The following is a 14,943-nucleotide window of genomic DNA, read 5'->3' on the forward strand; positions in this document are numbered from 1 at the left end:
GGGGCGGCCGCCACCCCTCGGCAACCGGTGGTCGCCGTGACAAACCGCTCAGTCGAGCCCGACGACGACGCCGGCACCGACCGCCAGCACGCGTTCGCCGACGGCGGCGAGCGACCGCCCGCCGTGGGGCATGGCCACGCGCCAGAGCAGGCTGCCGTCGCGCAGCGAGATCGCCGAGACAGTAGGGCCCACGCCGAGGGTCCGGCTCGTCACCAGCACGAAGGTGCCGTCCGAGACGTCGTGCACCGCCACGAGGTCAGGCACCGTGGCCGCCCAGCGCGGGTCGCCGGTCGCGAGGTCGACGGCACGCAGGCGGTCCTCCCCCGCGAGCACGACCAGTCCCCCACGCCGCACCACGGGCTCGCGCGGGCCGGAGTCGTAGGACCAGAGCACGCGCGCGTCCTCGACCGCCAGGCCACGCACCGAGGACCCCCACGGCGGCCGCACGAGCACCACGTCGGGCGCGGAGCCGTCGGACAGCGAGGGTTCGACGACGGTGCCCCGGAGCTCCAGCACACCGCCGTCGTGCACCCACCTGCTCACGGGCGACGACGTCCCGACCGAGCTCAGCCCCGTGCCGTGCGGCGTGAGGTGGACCGCCGCGCGTGCGCTGCCCGGCGGGACCCAGTGGGCCAGCCGTCTGCCGGTCCCCGCCTCGAGGACGGTCACGTCGGGCCCGAGCCGCAGGGCGACGCGGTCCCCGGCTGCGTCGAGCAGCGCCGACCGCGGCTGCGCCCCCACGGGTTCCCGGAGCCGCGTGCTCCACGCCGGGGCCAGCGTGACCGGGTCGACCCGCTCGATGCGCACGTACCCGTCCGCGAGCCGGGCGAGTACGAGCGCCCCGTCGATCGTGTCGAGCGCGAGGTGCCCCGGTGGGAGACGGTGCCGGGCCAGCACGGTGCCCTCGCGCGCGTCGAGGACGAGCAGCGTGCCCGGGTCCTGCGCGAGCACGCCCGCGTGCCTCGTGGGCACGAGCCCACCCGGTGCCTGGCACAGCGCGAGGGGGCGCTGCGGCGTGCCGGCCTCCCACCGGCAGTACAGGGCCGCGGCCTGCGACCTGGGCACCACGTGCTCCCAGCGGAGGCCGCCGTCACGCGCGTCGTGGGCGCGCACCCGCAGGTCACGCCCGTCGAGGCCCGTGACCAGCAGCACGCCCCCCGCCACCGCCGGCGCCTGCCCCGCCTCGATGCGCCAGGCCTCCCGCAGGGGTGCGGTGAGGTCCACCACCGACGCGGCCAGGAGGGCGGCCTGGTCGTCCCGACCCCCGACGTGCAGCGCGGTGGCCACGGCCCCGCCTGCCAGGGCGAGCACGAGGCCCGCGACCGCAGCGCGCGGAGGCCGTCGACCCCGGCGTGCACCCGGGCGGCCGCGCCGACCCCGCGCACGACGGTCACGCCGACGACCGTCGCTCCCGGCCGCGAGCGGCGACGGCGCGACGGCGCGGGCGTCGAGCTCATCGACGAGCTCGACGTCGACCATCTCCGGCCGTCCAGGGCTCGTGCCCATGGTCGACGATAACCCCGCCGGCTCCCGTGCGGCCCTTCCGGGCGGGGAGTGGGCACGGCCGGGTCAGCGACCGCGACGGCCAGCCGTCCAGGCGAGCAGGTCGTCCACGGGCCAGGTGGTGACCACGCGGTCAGGGCCGACGCCGCGTGCGGCGAGCCGCTCGCAGCCGTCGACGAGCCAGTCGAGCTGACCGGGGGCGTGCGCGTCGGAGTCGACGCTGAACAGGCAACCCACCTCGACGGCGAGGTCGAGAAGGTCGTCGGGTGGGTCCTGCCGGTCCGGGCGGCAGTTGACCTCGACCGCGACCCGTTGCGCGGCGCACGCCTCGAACACCGCGCGCGCGTCGAACTCGCTCGGGGGGCGCGCGCGGCCGCGCACGCGGCGGCCGGTGCAGTGGCCGAGCACGTCGGCCTCGCCACCCTCGACGGCCGCGACCATCCGGCGCGTCATCGCGGCCCGTTCCATCCGCAGCTTGGAGTGCACGGAGGCCACGACGACGTCGAGGCGCGCGAGCAGCTCGGGGGTCTGGTCGAGCGCGCCGTCGTCGAGCACGTCCACCTCGATGCCCGCGAGCAGCCGGAACCCCTGCGGTTCGAGCACGGTGTTCATCGCCTCGACCTGACCGATCTGCGCACGCAGCCGCTGCGGCGACAGGCCGTTCGCGACGGTGAGCCGCGGCGAGTGGTCGGTCACCGCGAGGTAGCCGTGGCCCAGGTCGAGGGCTGTCAGCGCCATGTCGGACAACGACGCCCCGCCGTCGCTCGCGAGCGTGTGGGAGTGCAGGTCGCCGCGCACCGCCTCACGGAGCCGCTCGCCCTCGGGAGTGACGTCGGCGAGGGCGGCCGTGCGCTCACGCTCGAGGGTCGTCAGCTTCTCGGGGTCGTCGCCCGCGAGGACGGTCGCGATCACCCCCGCGGTGCTCGCACCTATGCCCGGGAGCGTGGACCAGTCGCCCGCCCGGGCATGCCGCGTCCACGCCTCGTCGTCGAGCTCGCGCAGCGTGTCCCCGGCTCCGCGGTACGCCTTCGAGCGGTACTCGGACTCCTGACGACGCTCGAGCAGGAAAGCGATGCGGTGCAGCGCCGCGACGACGTCGTCCTGCGTGGTGCGACCCACGAGGCGTCAGGATGCGCGACGGCGCGTGGTCTTCTTGGCCGCGCCCGTCTTGGCGTCGTCGTCCTTGGGCTTGGTCTTGCTCGCGGACGTCCCGCCCTTGTCCTTGGTGCCCGACGCCGTGGAGCTGCGCGTCCTGCTCTTCGCGGGAGCGGACTCCTCCTTCGCCTTGCGCGTCGACGTCCGCTTGGCCGTGCCACCGCCCGAGGCCCGCGTGCGCGACGGCGCCTCCTCCTTCTCGGCGGGCTCGGTCGAACCGGTCGAGCCACCTCGACGGTCGCGCGCCTTCTCGACGCTGCGCTGCAGCGCCGAGAGCAGGTCCACGACCTCGCCGCCACCCTCGTCCTCGCGCTCACGCTCCGGCCCGGTCGAGACCGTCTTGCCCGAGGTGACCTTGGCCTCGATGAGCTGCTCGAGCGCCTGCTGGTAGGAGTCCTCGAACTCCGACGGGTCGAAGTCCCCCGCGAGCGACTCGACGAGCGAGGCAGCCATCTGGGCCTCCTGCGGGCGCACCGACACCTCGGCCTCGAGGATCGGGAAGTCCGCGGCACGCACCTCGTCGGGCCACAGCAGCGTCTGGAGGCAGATCACGTCGTCGCGCACGCGCAGCACCGCCATCGACTCGCGCTGCCGCAGCGCGACCTTGACCACGGCCATGCGATCGGTGCTCTTGAGGGCCTCGCGCAGCAGCGCGTAGGGCTTGACCGCCGTCTTCTCGGGCTCGAGGTAGTAGGTCTTGCCGAGCATGATCGGGTCCACCTGCTCGGCCGGCACGAACTCCTCGACGGCGATCTCGCGCTCGGTCGCCAGGGGGAGCTCGTCCAGGTCCTCGTCCGTGAGCACCACCATGCGGCCGTCGTCGGTCTGGTAGCCCTTGACGATCTCGTCGTTGCGGACCTCCTCGCCGTCCACGCTGCACACCTTGCGGTAGCGGATGCGTCCGCCGTCCTCGGCGTGCACCTGGTGCAGGGTCACGCTGTGCTCACCGGTCGCGGCATAGAGCTTGACCGGCACGTTGACCAGCCCGAAGGCCACCGCGCCCTTCCAGATCGCCCGCATCGCGCACTCCTCGTCGACCGCTGCCCCCGTCGCAGGAGCACGGACCCCCAGTGTGGCGCAGGACGGCCCGCGTGCCCACAGGGGACGCACGACCCGCCGTCGCGCGGGACCTGCCGCGCGGGCAGGATGTGGTGGGTGCAGCCGATGCTCGCGACCAGGGCCGCGACCCTCACCGAGGTGCCGCGCGGGTCGGACTGGGCCTACGAGGTCAAGTGGGACGGCGTGCGCGTGCTCGCGGAGACGGGGGCGGGCCGGCTACGCGCGCGCTCGGGCGCGGACGTCACCGCGGCCTACCCCGAGCTCGCGGGGCTCACCGAGGTGCCGGACGCCGTGCTCGACGGCGAGGTCGTGGTCATGGCCGACGGCGTCCCGTCGTTCGAGGCCCTCGCCGAACGCATGCACGTGCGCGACCGCGCCCGGGCGGCCCGCCTCGCGGCCCGCTCACCGGTGACGTTCATGGCCTTCGACCTGCTCGCGCTCGACGGCCGGGACCTCACGCGCACCCCTTGGACCGAACGACGCGCGGCGCTCGAGGCGCTCCCGCTGCCCGAGCGCGTGCTGCTCTCCCCCGTGTACCCCGACCTCGACGACCTGTGGCAGGTGACGGCGGACCACGGGCTCGAGGGGGTCGTGGCGAAACGAGGATCGGCGCGCTACCAGCCGGGTCGGCGCTCGCCCGACTGGGTCAAGGCCACGCACCGCGCGACGCGGACGGCGGCCGTGGTGGGCTGGCGCGCCGAGCACGCCGCGACGGGTCCGCGGGCACCGGGCGGTGGGCGAGGACGACTCGGAGCGGTGCTGCTCGGGGCACCCGACACCGACGGACGCTGGCACCTGCTGGGCCGCGCGGGCAGCGGCCTGGGCGGCGCGCGGGGTGCCGACGTGGCACGGGCCCTGGCCGGTCATGGACGCGACCACCCCGTGCTCGACGAGCCCGTGCCCGCGGCCGACGCGCGCGGCGCGACCTGGTGCGAGCCGCGCGTCGTCGTCGACGTCGCCTACCTGGGCCGCACCCGGGCCGGGCGCCTGCGCCAGCCCGTGGTGCGCGGCCTGCGCACCGACACCGACGTGGACCCGTGGGAGGCACCGTGAAGGACGACGGCCAGTGGGTCGAGGTGGGCGGGCGACGCGTGCGCCTGACCCACCTGGACCGCGTGCTGTACCCCGAGGGGTTCACCAAGGGCGAGATGGTGCACTACTACTCGCAGGTGGCCGACGCGATCCTGCCGCAGCTGCGCGACCGTCCCGTGACCCGCATCCGTTTTCCCGAGGGCGTGCAGGGCGAGCGGTTCTTCGAGAAGAACGTGCCGCGGGGTGCACCGGACTGGCTGCGGCACCAGGTGCTGCACGCCTCGCCGGGCACCGACGACGAGGGCACGCAGGTGGACTTCCCGTTCCTCGACGACCTCGCGGGCCTGGTGTGGGCGGCCAACGCCGGCGCGATCGAGCTGCACACGCCGCAGTGGCGCGTGGGCCCGCGTGGCGGCGTGCGCACCCCCGACAGGCTGGTGATCGACCTCGACCCGGGGGCGCCCGCGGGCCTGGACGAGTGCGCCGCGGTGGCGCACGTGGTGGCTGACAGGCTCGCCGAGGACGGCCTCGAGCTCACCTACCCGGTGACGAGCGGGAGCAAGGGCATGCAGCTCTACGCCCCGCTCGACGGCCGTCGCACCGCGGTCCAGGTGCGGCAGTACGCGCGCGACGTCGCGCACGAGCTCGCGCAGGCGCACCCCCGGCAGGTGGTCGCCAACATGAAGCGCGACCTGCGTCCAGGCAAGGTGCTGCTCGACTGGTCGCAGAACCACCCGGCCAAGACGACGGTGACGCCGTACTCGCTGCGCGGCCGCGAGCTCCCGCGGGTCGCGGCACCGCGCACGTGGGACGAGATCGGGCCCGGCCTCACCCAGCTCTCGCCCGACGAGGTGCTGCACCGGCTCGAGGCCGACGGCGACCTGCTCGCGGAGGGCTGAGCCGGCGGGGACGGCCACCGTGGCCCGACGGCCGTCCGTCCCGGGCGAGGGCCTGCGGGCCGTGGTTGGCTGACGGCGTGAACGATCCCGCCGTCGTGGAACGCCTGCTCACCACGCCCGCACGCTGGGCCGTCGTCGGGCTGTCTACCAACACCGCTCGTGCGGCCCACGGCGTCGCCGCGTACCTGCAGGGGCTGGGGCACACGATCGTGCCCGTGCACCCGCGCGCAGAGACCGTCCACGGCGAGCCGGGCTACCGCCGGCTCGAGGACGTGCCGGGGAAGATCGACGTGGTCGACGTGTTCGTGAACTCGAGCCGCGCCGGTGCGGTGATCGACGACGCCGTCCGCGTGGGTGCGACGGCGGTCTGGCTCCAGCTCGCGGTACGCGACCCGAAGGCCGAGCAGCGCGCCCGGGCCGCGGGGCTCGACCTCGTGACCGACACGTGCCCGCGCATCGAGGGCCCCCGCCACGGCCTCTAGATCCCCGGATCTCGCCGGAGGGCTTCTCTAGGCGTCGGGTACCGCGCGCGAGAGCACGTCCCGGAGGAGCTCCTCGTCGCGGTGGATGTGCGCGAGCTCCGCGCCGACCTCCTCGAGGGCCTCGCGGGAGCCGCGCACGAGGAACATCCCGGCCTCGGGGTCGTAGCTCAGCTCGTCCTCGAGGTGGGGCAGACGCTCGGCCACGAGCGCACGCGCGACCGACGTCCAGTCGTAGCCGTCGCCCTTCCACGCCCCCTCGTCGCCGTGCTCCGCGAACACCTCGGCACGCTCCGCCATGCCCTCACCCGAGAGGACCACAGCGTCGTAGGTCTCGTCGCCGATCAACCTGAACGGCGCGAGGGCGCCACCTGCGTGATCCGTCATGTCCACCCTCCGGCGCGTCCGCGCACCCCTGCTCGGCTCACCACATGTCGCGCGGCAGGGGCGAGCTCTTGGCGAGGAGCGACGCGAACTGCTCCGCCACCATCGCTGCGTACCCCTCGCGGTGCTTCTTCGGGATCTGGGACGCGACGCCCTCGAACCACGCGAGGTACTCACGCTGCCAGTCCTTGACCTGGTCGGTGTAGATCGACAAGCCATGGATGGCGGGGTCCTCGGTCGCGAGCGCGTTGAGCGCGTGGACGTAGCCCATGAACCCGCAGTCGGGATGCGTGAGCCGACCGTCGCGCATCAGCTCCAGCTCCTCGGCGATCCTGGCCTTGATGTCGTCCATGAGCCGGCCGTAGAAGATGCGGGTGTTCTCCCCGTCGAGCGGGTGCGTCCCGAAGATCAACGATCTCTCCCTCGTCACGATCGAGGTGATGATCATGGTCGTGGTCCAGGTCCCGGCGCAAGGACCACCGTGCCCGGCCTCAGGCGTAGAAGACGCGCTCGACGACGGCTCGGGCGCGGCGGGCCGTCCGCAGGTAGTCCTCCTCGAGCGTCGCGCCCGACGCCGGCGGGTAGCCGAGCAGGCGCGCCAGGCCCGCGAGGGCGCGACGGTCGTGCGGCAGCACGTCCCCACCTGCGCCGCCGGCGCGACCGGACCACAGCACCAGCGCGTCGCGCAGCCGCGTGCACAGCGTCCACGCCTCCGCGAGCACCTCGGCGTCGCCCTCGGTCACGAGCCCCGCCTCCCGGGCCGCGTCGAGGGCCGCGAGCGTCGACGCGGTGCGCAGGTCCGGGATGTCGGCCGCGTGCTGGAGCTGGAGCAGCTGCACGGTCCACTCGACGTCGCTCAGGCCTCCACGGCCGAGCTTGAGGTGACGCGACGGGTCGACGTTGCGCGGCAGACGCTCGGCCTCCATGCGCGCCTTGAGGCGGCGTACCTCACGCACGGTCGCGGCGTCGGCCCCTCCGCGGGGGTACCGCAAGGGGTCGATCAGGGCGACGAAGCGCTCGCGCAGCTCGTCCGGTCCGGCGACGGGGCGTGCGCGGAGCAGCGCCTGGCTCTCCCACGGTGACGACCAACGCTGGTAGTACTCGGCGTACGAGGCGAGCGAGCGCGCGAGCGGCCCGTTGCGGCCCTCGGGACGCAGGTCGGCATCGACCTCGAGCGCCGGCTCGGCGCCCACGGCCCCCGCCAGGGCGCGCACACGCGTCGCGACCGCGACCGCCTGAGCCTGGGCGCGGGCCTCGTCCACCCCCGGGAGCGGCTCGTGGACGAACAGCACGTCCGCGTCGGAGCCGTAACCGAGCTCACGACCACCGAGCCGGCCCATCGCGACGATCGCCGTCCTGGTCAAGAGGCCCTCGTCGCTCTCGCGCGCCTCGTGCTCGGCGATGCGCAGGACGCCCGCGAGCACCACCTCGGCCGCGACGGTGAGTGCGGTGCCCGAGACCGTGGCGTCGCCCTGACCCAGCACCTCGGCCACCGCGGTGCGGGCCATCTCGCGGCGACGCAGCGCGCGCAGCAGGGTCGCGGCGCCCTCCGGGTCGTCCGAGCGGGTGAGGAGTGCGTCGGCCTCGGTCACGAGGCGCTCGGGGCCTCGTGGAGCGAGCTCGGCGTCGTCGTCGAGCCACGCGACGGACTCGGTCGAGCGGGTCAGGACGTCGGCCGCGTAGCGCGAGCTCGACAGCAGACGTGCGAGGCGGTGGGCCGCCGCCCCCGAGTCCCGGAGCAGCTTGAGGTACCAGTGCGTCGTGCCGAGCTCGTCCGAGAGACGACGGAACGCGAGCAGGCCTGCGTCCGGGTCGCTGCCCTCGGCGAACCAGCCGAGCAGCACGGGAAGCAGCTGCCGCTGGATCGCCGCGCGCCGGCTCACCCCCTCCGTGAGGGCGGCGATGTGCCGGACGGCGCCGGCCGGGTCCCGGTAGCCGATCGCGGCGAGCCGCGCCCGCGCCGCCTCGGGGGCCAGGCTCGCCTCCTCGCGCGTCAGGTGCGCGGTCGCAGGGAGCAGCGGTCGGTAGAACAGCTCCTCGTGGAGGTGCCGCACGTCGCGCCGCACGGTGCGCCACCGCTCGAGCAGGGCGTCCGGCGCCGGGGGCTCGAGCCGGAGGGAACGGGCCAGGCGGCGCAGGTCCGCCTCCCCCGTGGGCATCAGGTGCGTGCGGCGCAGGCGGTGGAGCTGGATGCGGTGCTCGAGGGCACGCAGCAGCCGGTAGCAGACGCCGAGGCGCGCCGCGTGGTCACGGCCCACGTAGCCACCCGCCGAGAGCGCGTGCAGCGCCGAGAGCGTCGTGGGGCTGCGGATCTCCTCGTCGGCTCGACCGTGCACCATCTGCAGCAGCTGGACCGTGAACTCGACGTCGCGCAGGCCCCCCACGCCGAGCTTGAGCTGCCGGTCCGCCTCGGCGGGCGGAACGTGGTCCTCGACCCGGCGGCGCATCGCCTGCGAGTCCTCCACGAAGTTCTCCCGCTCGACCGCGGTCCACACCAGCGGCGAGAGCGCCTCGAGGTACGTGCGCCCCACCTCCCGGTCGCCGGCCACCGTCCTGGCCTTGAGCAGCGCCTGGAACTCCCACGTCTTGGCCCAGCGCTCGTAGTACGCGCGGTGGCTCGCGACGGTCCGCACGAGCGGACCGTCCTTGCCCTCGGGGCGCAGCGCGGCGTCCACCGGCCACAGCACGGGCTCGGTGGAGGTCCCCGCGCACGCGCGAGCGAGCGCCGTGGCGAGGCGCGCGGCGACCGCGAGCGCGGTGCCCTCGTCGTGACCGTCGGCGGGTTCGGCGACGTAGATCACGTCGACGTCGCTCACGTAGTTGAGCTCGCGCCCACCGCACTTGCCCATCCCGATCACCGCGAGACGGGCGGCGGCGTGGTCGGGGTGCTCGGCCCGGGCGAGGGCGAGGCCCGCCTCGAGCGCGGCCGCGGCGAGGTCCGCGAGCGCGGCGCCCACGGCCGGCAGCAGGGACAAGGGCTCGGTCGAGGTGAGATCGGTCGCCGCGATGCGCAGCAGCCTTCGCCTGTACGCACGGCGCATCGCGTCGACGCCGTCAGCGACCGTCGCCACTGGGGCGTCGGTCGCGGGGTCCGCCCCGACCGCGACCAGCAGCTCTGCCCTGACGTCGCGCGCGTCGGCACCGATCGGGCTGGGCTCGCCGAGGGCCGCCAGGTCGGCCGGGTGCCGGGCGAGGTGGTCGGCGAGCGCGGGTGAGGCCCCCAGCACGGCGACCAGCCGCGCGCGCTCCTCGCCGTCGTCGGCGAGCACACGCGCGAGCCGCTCGCCGTCGGGCGTGCCCGGCGGGGCGGCGCCGCACACGCGGCTGAGACCGAGCAGCGCGTCGTCGGGCGAGGCGGCGGCGGAGAGCAGCTGGGCCACACCGCCGCCGTCGTCCGCGGGCCCGACGACGGCGCACAGCTCGCGGTCCGCGAGCAGGCGCTCGGCCCGGCCCGGGTCGTCGAACCCGAGCCGGATCAGGCGCGAGCGAAGGCTGCCCGCGGGGCGTCCGCTCGACGTCTCGCTCACAGGACCGGCAGGTACCGCTTCAGCTCGAACGGCGTGACCTGGGCCCGGTAGGCGTTCCACTCCTCGCGCTTGTTGCGCAGGACGAAGTCGAACACGTGCTCACCGAGCGTCTCGGCCACGAGCTCCGAGCGCTCCATCACCGTGATGGCCTGCTCGAGGGAGGACGGGAGCGGCTCGATGCCCAGGGCCCGGCGCTCGGCGTCGGTCAGCTCCCACACGTCGTCCTCGGCGCCCTCGGGGAGCTCGTAGCCCTCCTCGATCCCCTTGAGCCCCGCGGCGAGCAGCAGCGCGTAGGACAGGTACGGGTTGGTCGCGCTGTCCACGCCGCGGTACTCGACGCGGCTCGAGTTGCCCTTGCCCGGCTTGTACATGGGCACACGGACCAGGGCCGAGCGGTTGTTGTGGCCCCAGCAGATGTAGCTCGGTGCCTCGGCCCCGCCCCACATGCGCTTGTAGGAGTTGACGTACTGGTTGGTGATCGCAGTGATCTCGGCGGCGTGCCGCAGCAGACCCGCGATGAACCGACGGCCGGTCTGGGACAGCTCGAAGGGCGCGCCCGGCTCGTGGAAGGCGTTGCGGTCCCCCTCGAAGAGGGAGAGGTGCGAGTGCATGCCGGAGCCGGGGTGGTCGGCCATGGGCTTGGGCATGAACGACGCGAAGATGTCCTGCTCGAGGGCGACCTCCTTGACCACGGTGCGGAAGGTCATGATGTTGTCCGCGGTGGTGAGGGCGTCGGCATAGCGCAGGTCGATCTCGTTCTGCCCCGGCCCGGCCTCGTGGTGGGAGAACTCGACGGAGATGCCCATCGACTCGAGCATCGTGATCGCCGCCCGACGGAAGTCGTGCCCGGTGCCGCGCGCGACGTGGTCGAAGTAGCCCGCGGTGTCGACCGGGACGAGCGGGCGCTCGGGGTCTGCCGGGGTCTCGAACAGGTAGAACTCGACCTCGGGGTGCGTGTAGAAGGTGAACCCCTTGTCGCTCGCGTGCTGCAGCGCGCGCTTGAGCACGTGCCGCGAGTCGGCGAGGGACGGCTCGCCGTCGGGCGTGAGGATGTCGCAGAACATGCGGGCCGTGCCGTGACGCTCGCCCCGCCAGGGAAGCACCTGGAACGTCGACGGGTCCGGCTTGGCGAGCATGTCCGCCTCGTAGACGCGCGTGAGGCCCTCGATCGAGCTGCCGTCGAAGCCGATGCCCTCCGAGAACGCGGCCTCGAGCTCGGCCGGGGCCACCGCGACGGACTTCAGCACACCGAGCACGTCGGTGAACCAGAGACGGATGAAGCGGATGTCCCGCTCCTCGACCGTGCGGAGAACGAACTCCTGCTGCCTGTCCATGGCGCCCATCCTGCCGCACGCGGGCGCCGGGCGCGGGAAGCGTCTCGCAGGGCGTGGTGCGCGTCGGGTGCGGGCCCGCTCGCCGCGGCTAGGGTGGTCGCCATGGCGCCGCTCCGCATCGCTCTGGCCCAGGTCGACACGTGCGTCGGGGACGTCGCCGGCAACGGCGCGACGGTCCTCGAGTGGACGCGCAAGGCGGTCCAGGAGGGCGCGGCCCTGGTCGCGTTCCCCGAGATGACGCTCACCGGGTACCCGATCGAGGACCTCGCGCTGCGCGACTCGTTCGCGCGCGCCGCCGAGCGCACGCTGCGCCGCCTCGCGGCCGACCTCGTGGCCGAGGGGCTCGGCGAGGCGGTCGTCGTCGTCGGCACGCTCGGGCGGGACGAGCGCGGCCGGGCGACCAACCGCGCCGTCGTCGTGCACCGCGGCGAGGTGGTCGCGACCTACGACAAGCACCACCTGCCCACCTACGGCGTGTTCGACGAGTTCCGCATCTTCTCCCCCGGCCACGAGCGCTGCGTCGTCAACGTCGCAGGGCGCCGCGTGGGTCTCGTGATCTGCGAAGACATCTGGCAGGACGGCGGCCCGGTCTCGCTCATGGACGAGGCCGAGGTGGACCTGCTGCTCGTGCTCAATGGCTCCCCGTACGAGGAGGGCAAGGGGCACGTGCGCTCCGAGCTCGCAGCGCGCCGGGCCGGTGAGGTCCGCGCGCCCGTCGCCTACGTGAACATGGTGGGCGGCCAGGACGACCTGGTGTTCGACGGCGGCTCGTTCGTGGTGGGCGCCGACGGCACGCCCCTGGCGGGCGCGCCCCAGTTCGTCGAGCACCTGCTGGTGTGGGACCTGCCCGACGACGGCGTGTCGCCCGAGCCGGGTCTGCTCGCCGCACCGCTCGACCCGGACGAGGAGGTCTACACGGCCCTCGTCACGGGGCTGCGCGGCTACGCGCACAAGAACGGCTTCAGCTCGGTCGTCTTCGGGTTCTCGGGCGGGATCGACTCGGCGCTCGCCGCCGCGATCGCGGCCGATGCGCTGGGCGGCGAGAACGTCGTCGGCGTCTCGATGCCCTCCGAGCACTCGTCGGAGCACTCGCGCGACGACGCCAAGGACCTCGCCGAGCGCATCGGGGCGGACTACCGCGTCCAGCCCATCGCCCCGATGGTCGACGCGTTCCGCGCCCAGATGGAGCTGCCCGGCATCGCGGGCGAGAACCTCCAGGCGCGCGTGCGCGGCGTGATCGTCATGGGCCTGTCCAACGTCGAGGGCCACCTGGTGCTCGCGACCGGCAACAAGTCCGAGCTCGCCGTCGGCTACTCGACGATCTACGGCGACTCCGTGGGTGGTTTCGCCCCGCTCAAGGACGTCGACAAGTCCCGCGTGTGGCGGCTCGCGCGGTGGCGCAACCAGCACGCGCTCGACAACGGGCAGATCCCGCCGATCCCCGAGAGCTCGATCACCAAGCCGCCATCGGCCGAGCTCAGCCCCGGGCAGATGGACACCGACTCGCTCCCGCCGTACGAGCTGCTCGACGAGGTGCTCGACGCGTACGTCGAGCACGCCGAGGGCCGTGAGGAGCTCCTCGCGCGCGGGTTCGACGCCGAGGTGGTCGACAAGGTGCTCGCGCTGGTCGACCGTGCCGAGTGGAAACGTCGTCAGTACCCGCCGGGGCCCAAGGTGACGGCCCTCGCGTTCGGCCGGGACCGCAGGCTCCCGGTGACCAGCCGCTGGCGTGAGCCGAAGGGACCCGTCGATGAGTGACCCCGCAGCCGCACCGCCGCCCCGGCGCGTGCGCGTGCACCACCTGCGCGAGGCGAAGGAGCGCGGCGAGCGCGTCACCATGCTGACCGCGTACGACGCGCTGACGGCGCGCATCTTCGACGACGCGGGCGTGGACGTGGTGCTCGTGGGCGACTCGGTGGGCAACGTCATGCTCGGGCACGACACGACCATCCCCGTGACGGTCGACCAGATGATCCACCACACGCGGGCCGTGTCGGGGGCCGTGCGCCGCGCGCTCGTGGTCGCCGACCTACCGTTCGGCTCCTACGAGGCGTCACCCCGGCAGGCCCACGCCACGGCGGTGCGCCTGCTCAAGGAAGGCGGCGCGCACGCCGTCAAGTTCGAGGGCGGCTCGCGGGTGGCCGAGCACGTGCGGCTGCTGTCGTCGTCGGGCATCCCCGTGATGGCCCACCTGGGCTTCACCCCGCAGTCGGAGTTCGCACTCGGCGGCAAGCGGGTTCAGGGACGCGGCAGCGAGGCCGCCGACCAGCTCCAGGCGGATGCGCTCGAGCTGCAGGAGGCCGGCGCGTTCGCCGTGGTCCTCGAGATGGTGCCCGCCCCGCTCGCGGCACGTGTCACCGAGGTGCTCTCGGTGCCGACCATCGGGATCGGCGCGGGCCCGGACTGCGACGGCCAGGTGCTCGTGTGGAGCGACATGGCCGGTATGGACGACTGGTCGCCACGCTTCGTCAAGCGCTTCGCCGAGCTGGGTGCGGCGCTGGGCGAGGCGACGCGCGACTACCTCCACGAGGTGCGCGCCGGGACCTTCCCCGGTCCCGAGCACAGCTTCGCCGAGTGACCGACGCGCCCGGGCGGCGACGCCCGGTGCGTCGCGCGCACGCCGTCGGGGTGCTGCTCGCGGGCGTCCTCGTGCTCGCGCTCGTCCTTCCCGGGCTGCTGGGCCTGAACGGTGTCACGCCGTTCGCGCAGGCCGTCGCGCTGCGCGGCGTGGTGGGCCTCTCGCTCGCGGGCCTCGCCGCACTGCTCGTGGTGCTCCCGGGCCGCCGCGCGACGTGGCCGACCGCCGCGGTGCTGCTGGCGGGCGCCGCGATCGGCACGGGCGTGCTGCTCGAGCGTGGGACGGTCGGCCTCGTGGGGCCCGATGCACCCCCCGTCGCCGACGCCACGGCCCTCGTGGTGCTCGTGCTCAACACCCAGGACTCCGCGCGGCCCGACGACGTCGCGCGCCTCGTGGTCGAGCGGCGGGCCGACGTGGTGGTGCTACCCGAGACGCGGTCGCGCGACGCGGCGCGCGTGGCCGCGGCCACGTCCGCGGCCGGCTGGCCGCTGCAGGTGCTCGCCGACGACGGCGCAGGCCCGTCCGCCACGGGAGCGACCGCGCTGCTCCTCGCCGAGGGGCTCGGGCACTACGAGGTGACCGGGCGCCAGGGCGGTACCCTCGCGGGCTTCACCGCCACGGGCAAGGGACCCGAGGTCACGGCTGTGCACCCCTTCCCTCCCCTGCCGGGTGCGACGGCCACCTGGCACGAGGAGGGCGCCGTCGCCGTCGCGACGTGCGAGGCCACGCCCGGCGCGATCGTCGCGGGGGACTTCAACACGACCCCGGACCACCCCGCGTTCGCCGGGCTGAGCCGATGTGTCCTCGCGACCGTCGAGGGCGGAGCGGGCGGCGTGGGCACGTGGCCCGCGCGCCTGCCGCGCGCCCTCGGTGCGCCGATCGACCACGTGCTCGTGGACGCCCGCACCTGGCGGGTCGAACGCGCCGCCGTGCTCAACCCGCCGGCGGGCACGGACCACCGCGCCGTCGAGGTGGTGCTGCGCAGCAGGTGAG

The 14,943-nt window shown here is 74.3% G+C and carries 13 protein-coding genes; 6 read left to right on the forward strand and 7 right to left on the reverse strand.

All coding sequences use genetic code 11. The features are described from left to right. Window positions 1–48 precede the first annotated feature (48 nt). The 3 genes from GXB85_RS03795 to GXB85_RS03805 form a co-directional block, all read right to left on the reverse strand. Window positions 49–1,506, reverse strand: coding sequence for a PQQ-binding-like beta-propeller repeat protein (locus GXB85_RS03795; RefSeq protein WP_161916317.1), 1,458 nt, complete (start codon window positions 1,504–1,506; stop codon window positions 49–51). 63 nt (window positions 1,507–1,569) lie between these two features. After that, window positions 1,570–2,622: a PHP domain-containing protein gene (locus GXB85_RS03800; RefSeq protein WP_161916318.1), complete on the reverse strand. Its 1,053-nt coding sequence runs from the start codon at window positions 2,620–2,622 to the stop codon at window positions 1,570–1,572. A 6-nt stretch (window positions 2,623–2,628) separates the two neighbouring features. Continuing rightward, window positions 2,629–3,678, reverse strand: coding sequence for a Ku protein (locus GXB85_RS03805; RefSeq protein WP_161916319.1), 1,050 nt, complete (start codon window positions 3,676–3,678; stop codon window positions 2,629–2,631). A gap of 144 nt (window positions 3,679–3,822) precedes the next feature. Here GXB85_RS03805 and GXB85_RS03810 point away from each other — a divergent pair, with 144 nt between their 5' ends. The 3 genes from GXB85_RS03810 to GXB85_RS03820 all read left to right on the forward strand — a co-directional run bounded on the left by GXB85_RS03810 (window position 3,823) and on the right by GXB85_RS03820 (window position 6,130). Next, entirely contained in the window at window positions 3,823–4,770 is a 948-nt protein-coding gene (locus tag GXB85_RS03810; RefSeq protein ID WP_202627575.1) for a DNA ligase, read from the forward strand. Continuing rightward, on the forward strand, window positions 4,755–5,648 hold the full coding sequence (gene ligD / locus GXB85_RS03815) for a non-homologous end-joining DNA ligase (protein ID WP_370523993.1): 894 nt from the start codon (window positions 4,755–4,757) through the stop codon (window positions 5,646–5,648). The genes GXB85_RS03810 and ligD overlap by 16 nt, the downstream gene beginning before the upstream one ends. Window positions 5,649–5,725: 77 nt before the next feature. Next, complete coding sequence (locus GXB85_RS03820) at window positions 5,726–6,130, forward strand: CoA-binding protein (RefSeq protein ID WP_370523994.1); 405 nt, start codon at window positions 5,726–5,728, stop codon at window positions 6,128–6,130. Window positions 6,131–6,157: 27 nt separating this feature from the next. Here the strand turns inward: GXB85_RS03820 and GXB85_RS03825 are convergent, their stop codons facing one another. The 4 genes from GXB85_RS03825 to GXB85_RS03840 form a co-directional block, all read right to left on the reverse strand. Then, the gene (locus tag GXB85_RS03825) at window positions 6,158–6,514 is read right to left on the reverse strand and encodes an Imm51 family immunity protein (protein ID WP_161916322.1); all 357 of its coding nucleotides are present in this window, start codon (window positions 6,512–6,514) and stop codon (window positions 6,158–6,160) included. A 37-nt stretch (window positions 6,515–6,551) separates the two neighbouring features. Continuing rightward, complete coding sequence (locus GXB85_RS03830; RefSeq protein ID WP_161916323.1) at window positions 6,552–6,923, reverse strand: hypothetical protein; 372 nt, start codon at window positions 6,921–6,923, stop codon at window positions 6,552–6,554. 79 nt (window positions 6,924–7,002) lie between these two features. Then, entirely contained in the window at window positions 7,003–10,038 is a 3,036-nt protein-coding gene (locus GXB85_RS03835; protein WP_161916324.1) for a bifunctional [glutamine synthetase] adenylyltransferase/[glutamine synthetase]-adenylyl-L-tyrosine phosphorylase, read from the reverse strand. Then, the gene (locus GXB85_RS03840; RefSeq protein WP_161916325.1) at window positions 10,035–11,372 is read right to left on the reverse strand and encodes a glutamine synthetase family protein; all 1,338 of its coding nucleotides are present in this window, start codon (window positions 11,370–11,372) and stop codon (window positions 10,035–10,037) included. The genes GXB85_RS03835 and GXB85_RS03840 overlap by 4 nt, the downstream gene beginning before the upstream one ends. A gap of 102 nt (window positions 11,373–11,474) precedes the next feature. Here GXB85_RS03840 and GXB85_RS03845 point away from each other — a divergent pair, with 102 nt between their 5' ends. The 3 genes from GXB85_RS03845 to GXB85_RS03855 are packed head-to-tail and all read left to right on the forward strand — an operon-like array spanning window position 11,475 to window position 14,942. Then, window positions 11,475–13,130, forward strand: coding sequence for an NAD+ synthase (locus GXB85_RS03845; RefSeq protein ID WP_161916326.1), 1,656 nt, complete (start codon window positions 11,475–11,477; stop codon window positions 13,128–13,130). Beyond that, window positions 13,123–13,950 (forward strand): 3-methyl-2-oxobutanoate hydroxymethyltransferase, encoded by an 828-nt coding sequence (panB, locus tag GXB85_RS03850; RefSeq protein ID WP_161916327.1) that lies wholly within the window; start codon window positions 13,123–13,125, stop codon window positions 13,948–13,950. Before GXB85_RS03845 ends, panB begins: the two co-directional genes overlap by 8 nt. After that, on the forward strand, window positions 13,947–14,942 hold the full coding sequence (locus GXB85_RS03855) for an endonuclease/exonuclease/phosphatase family protein (protein ID WP_161916328.1): 996 nt from the start codon (window positions 13,947–13,949) through the stop codon (window positions 14,940–14,942). Before panB ends, GXB85_RS03855 begins: the two co-directional genes overlap by 4 nt. Window position 14,943 lies beyond the last annotated feature (1 nt).

Origin of the sequence: Cellulomonas sp. APG4 (assembly GCF_009996735.1) — a bacterium.
Lineage (GTDB): Bacteria > Actinomycetota > Actinomycetes > Actinomycetales > Cellulomonadaceae > Actinotalea.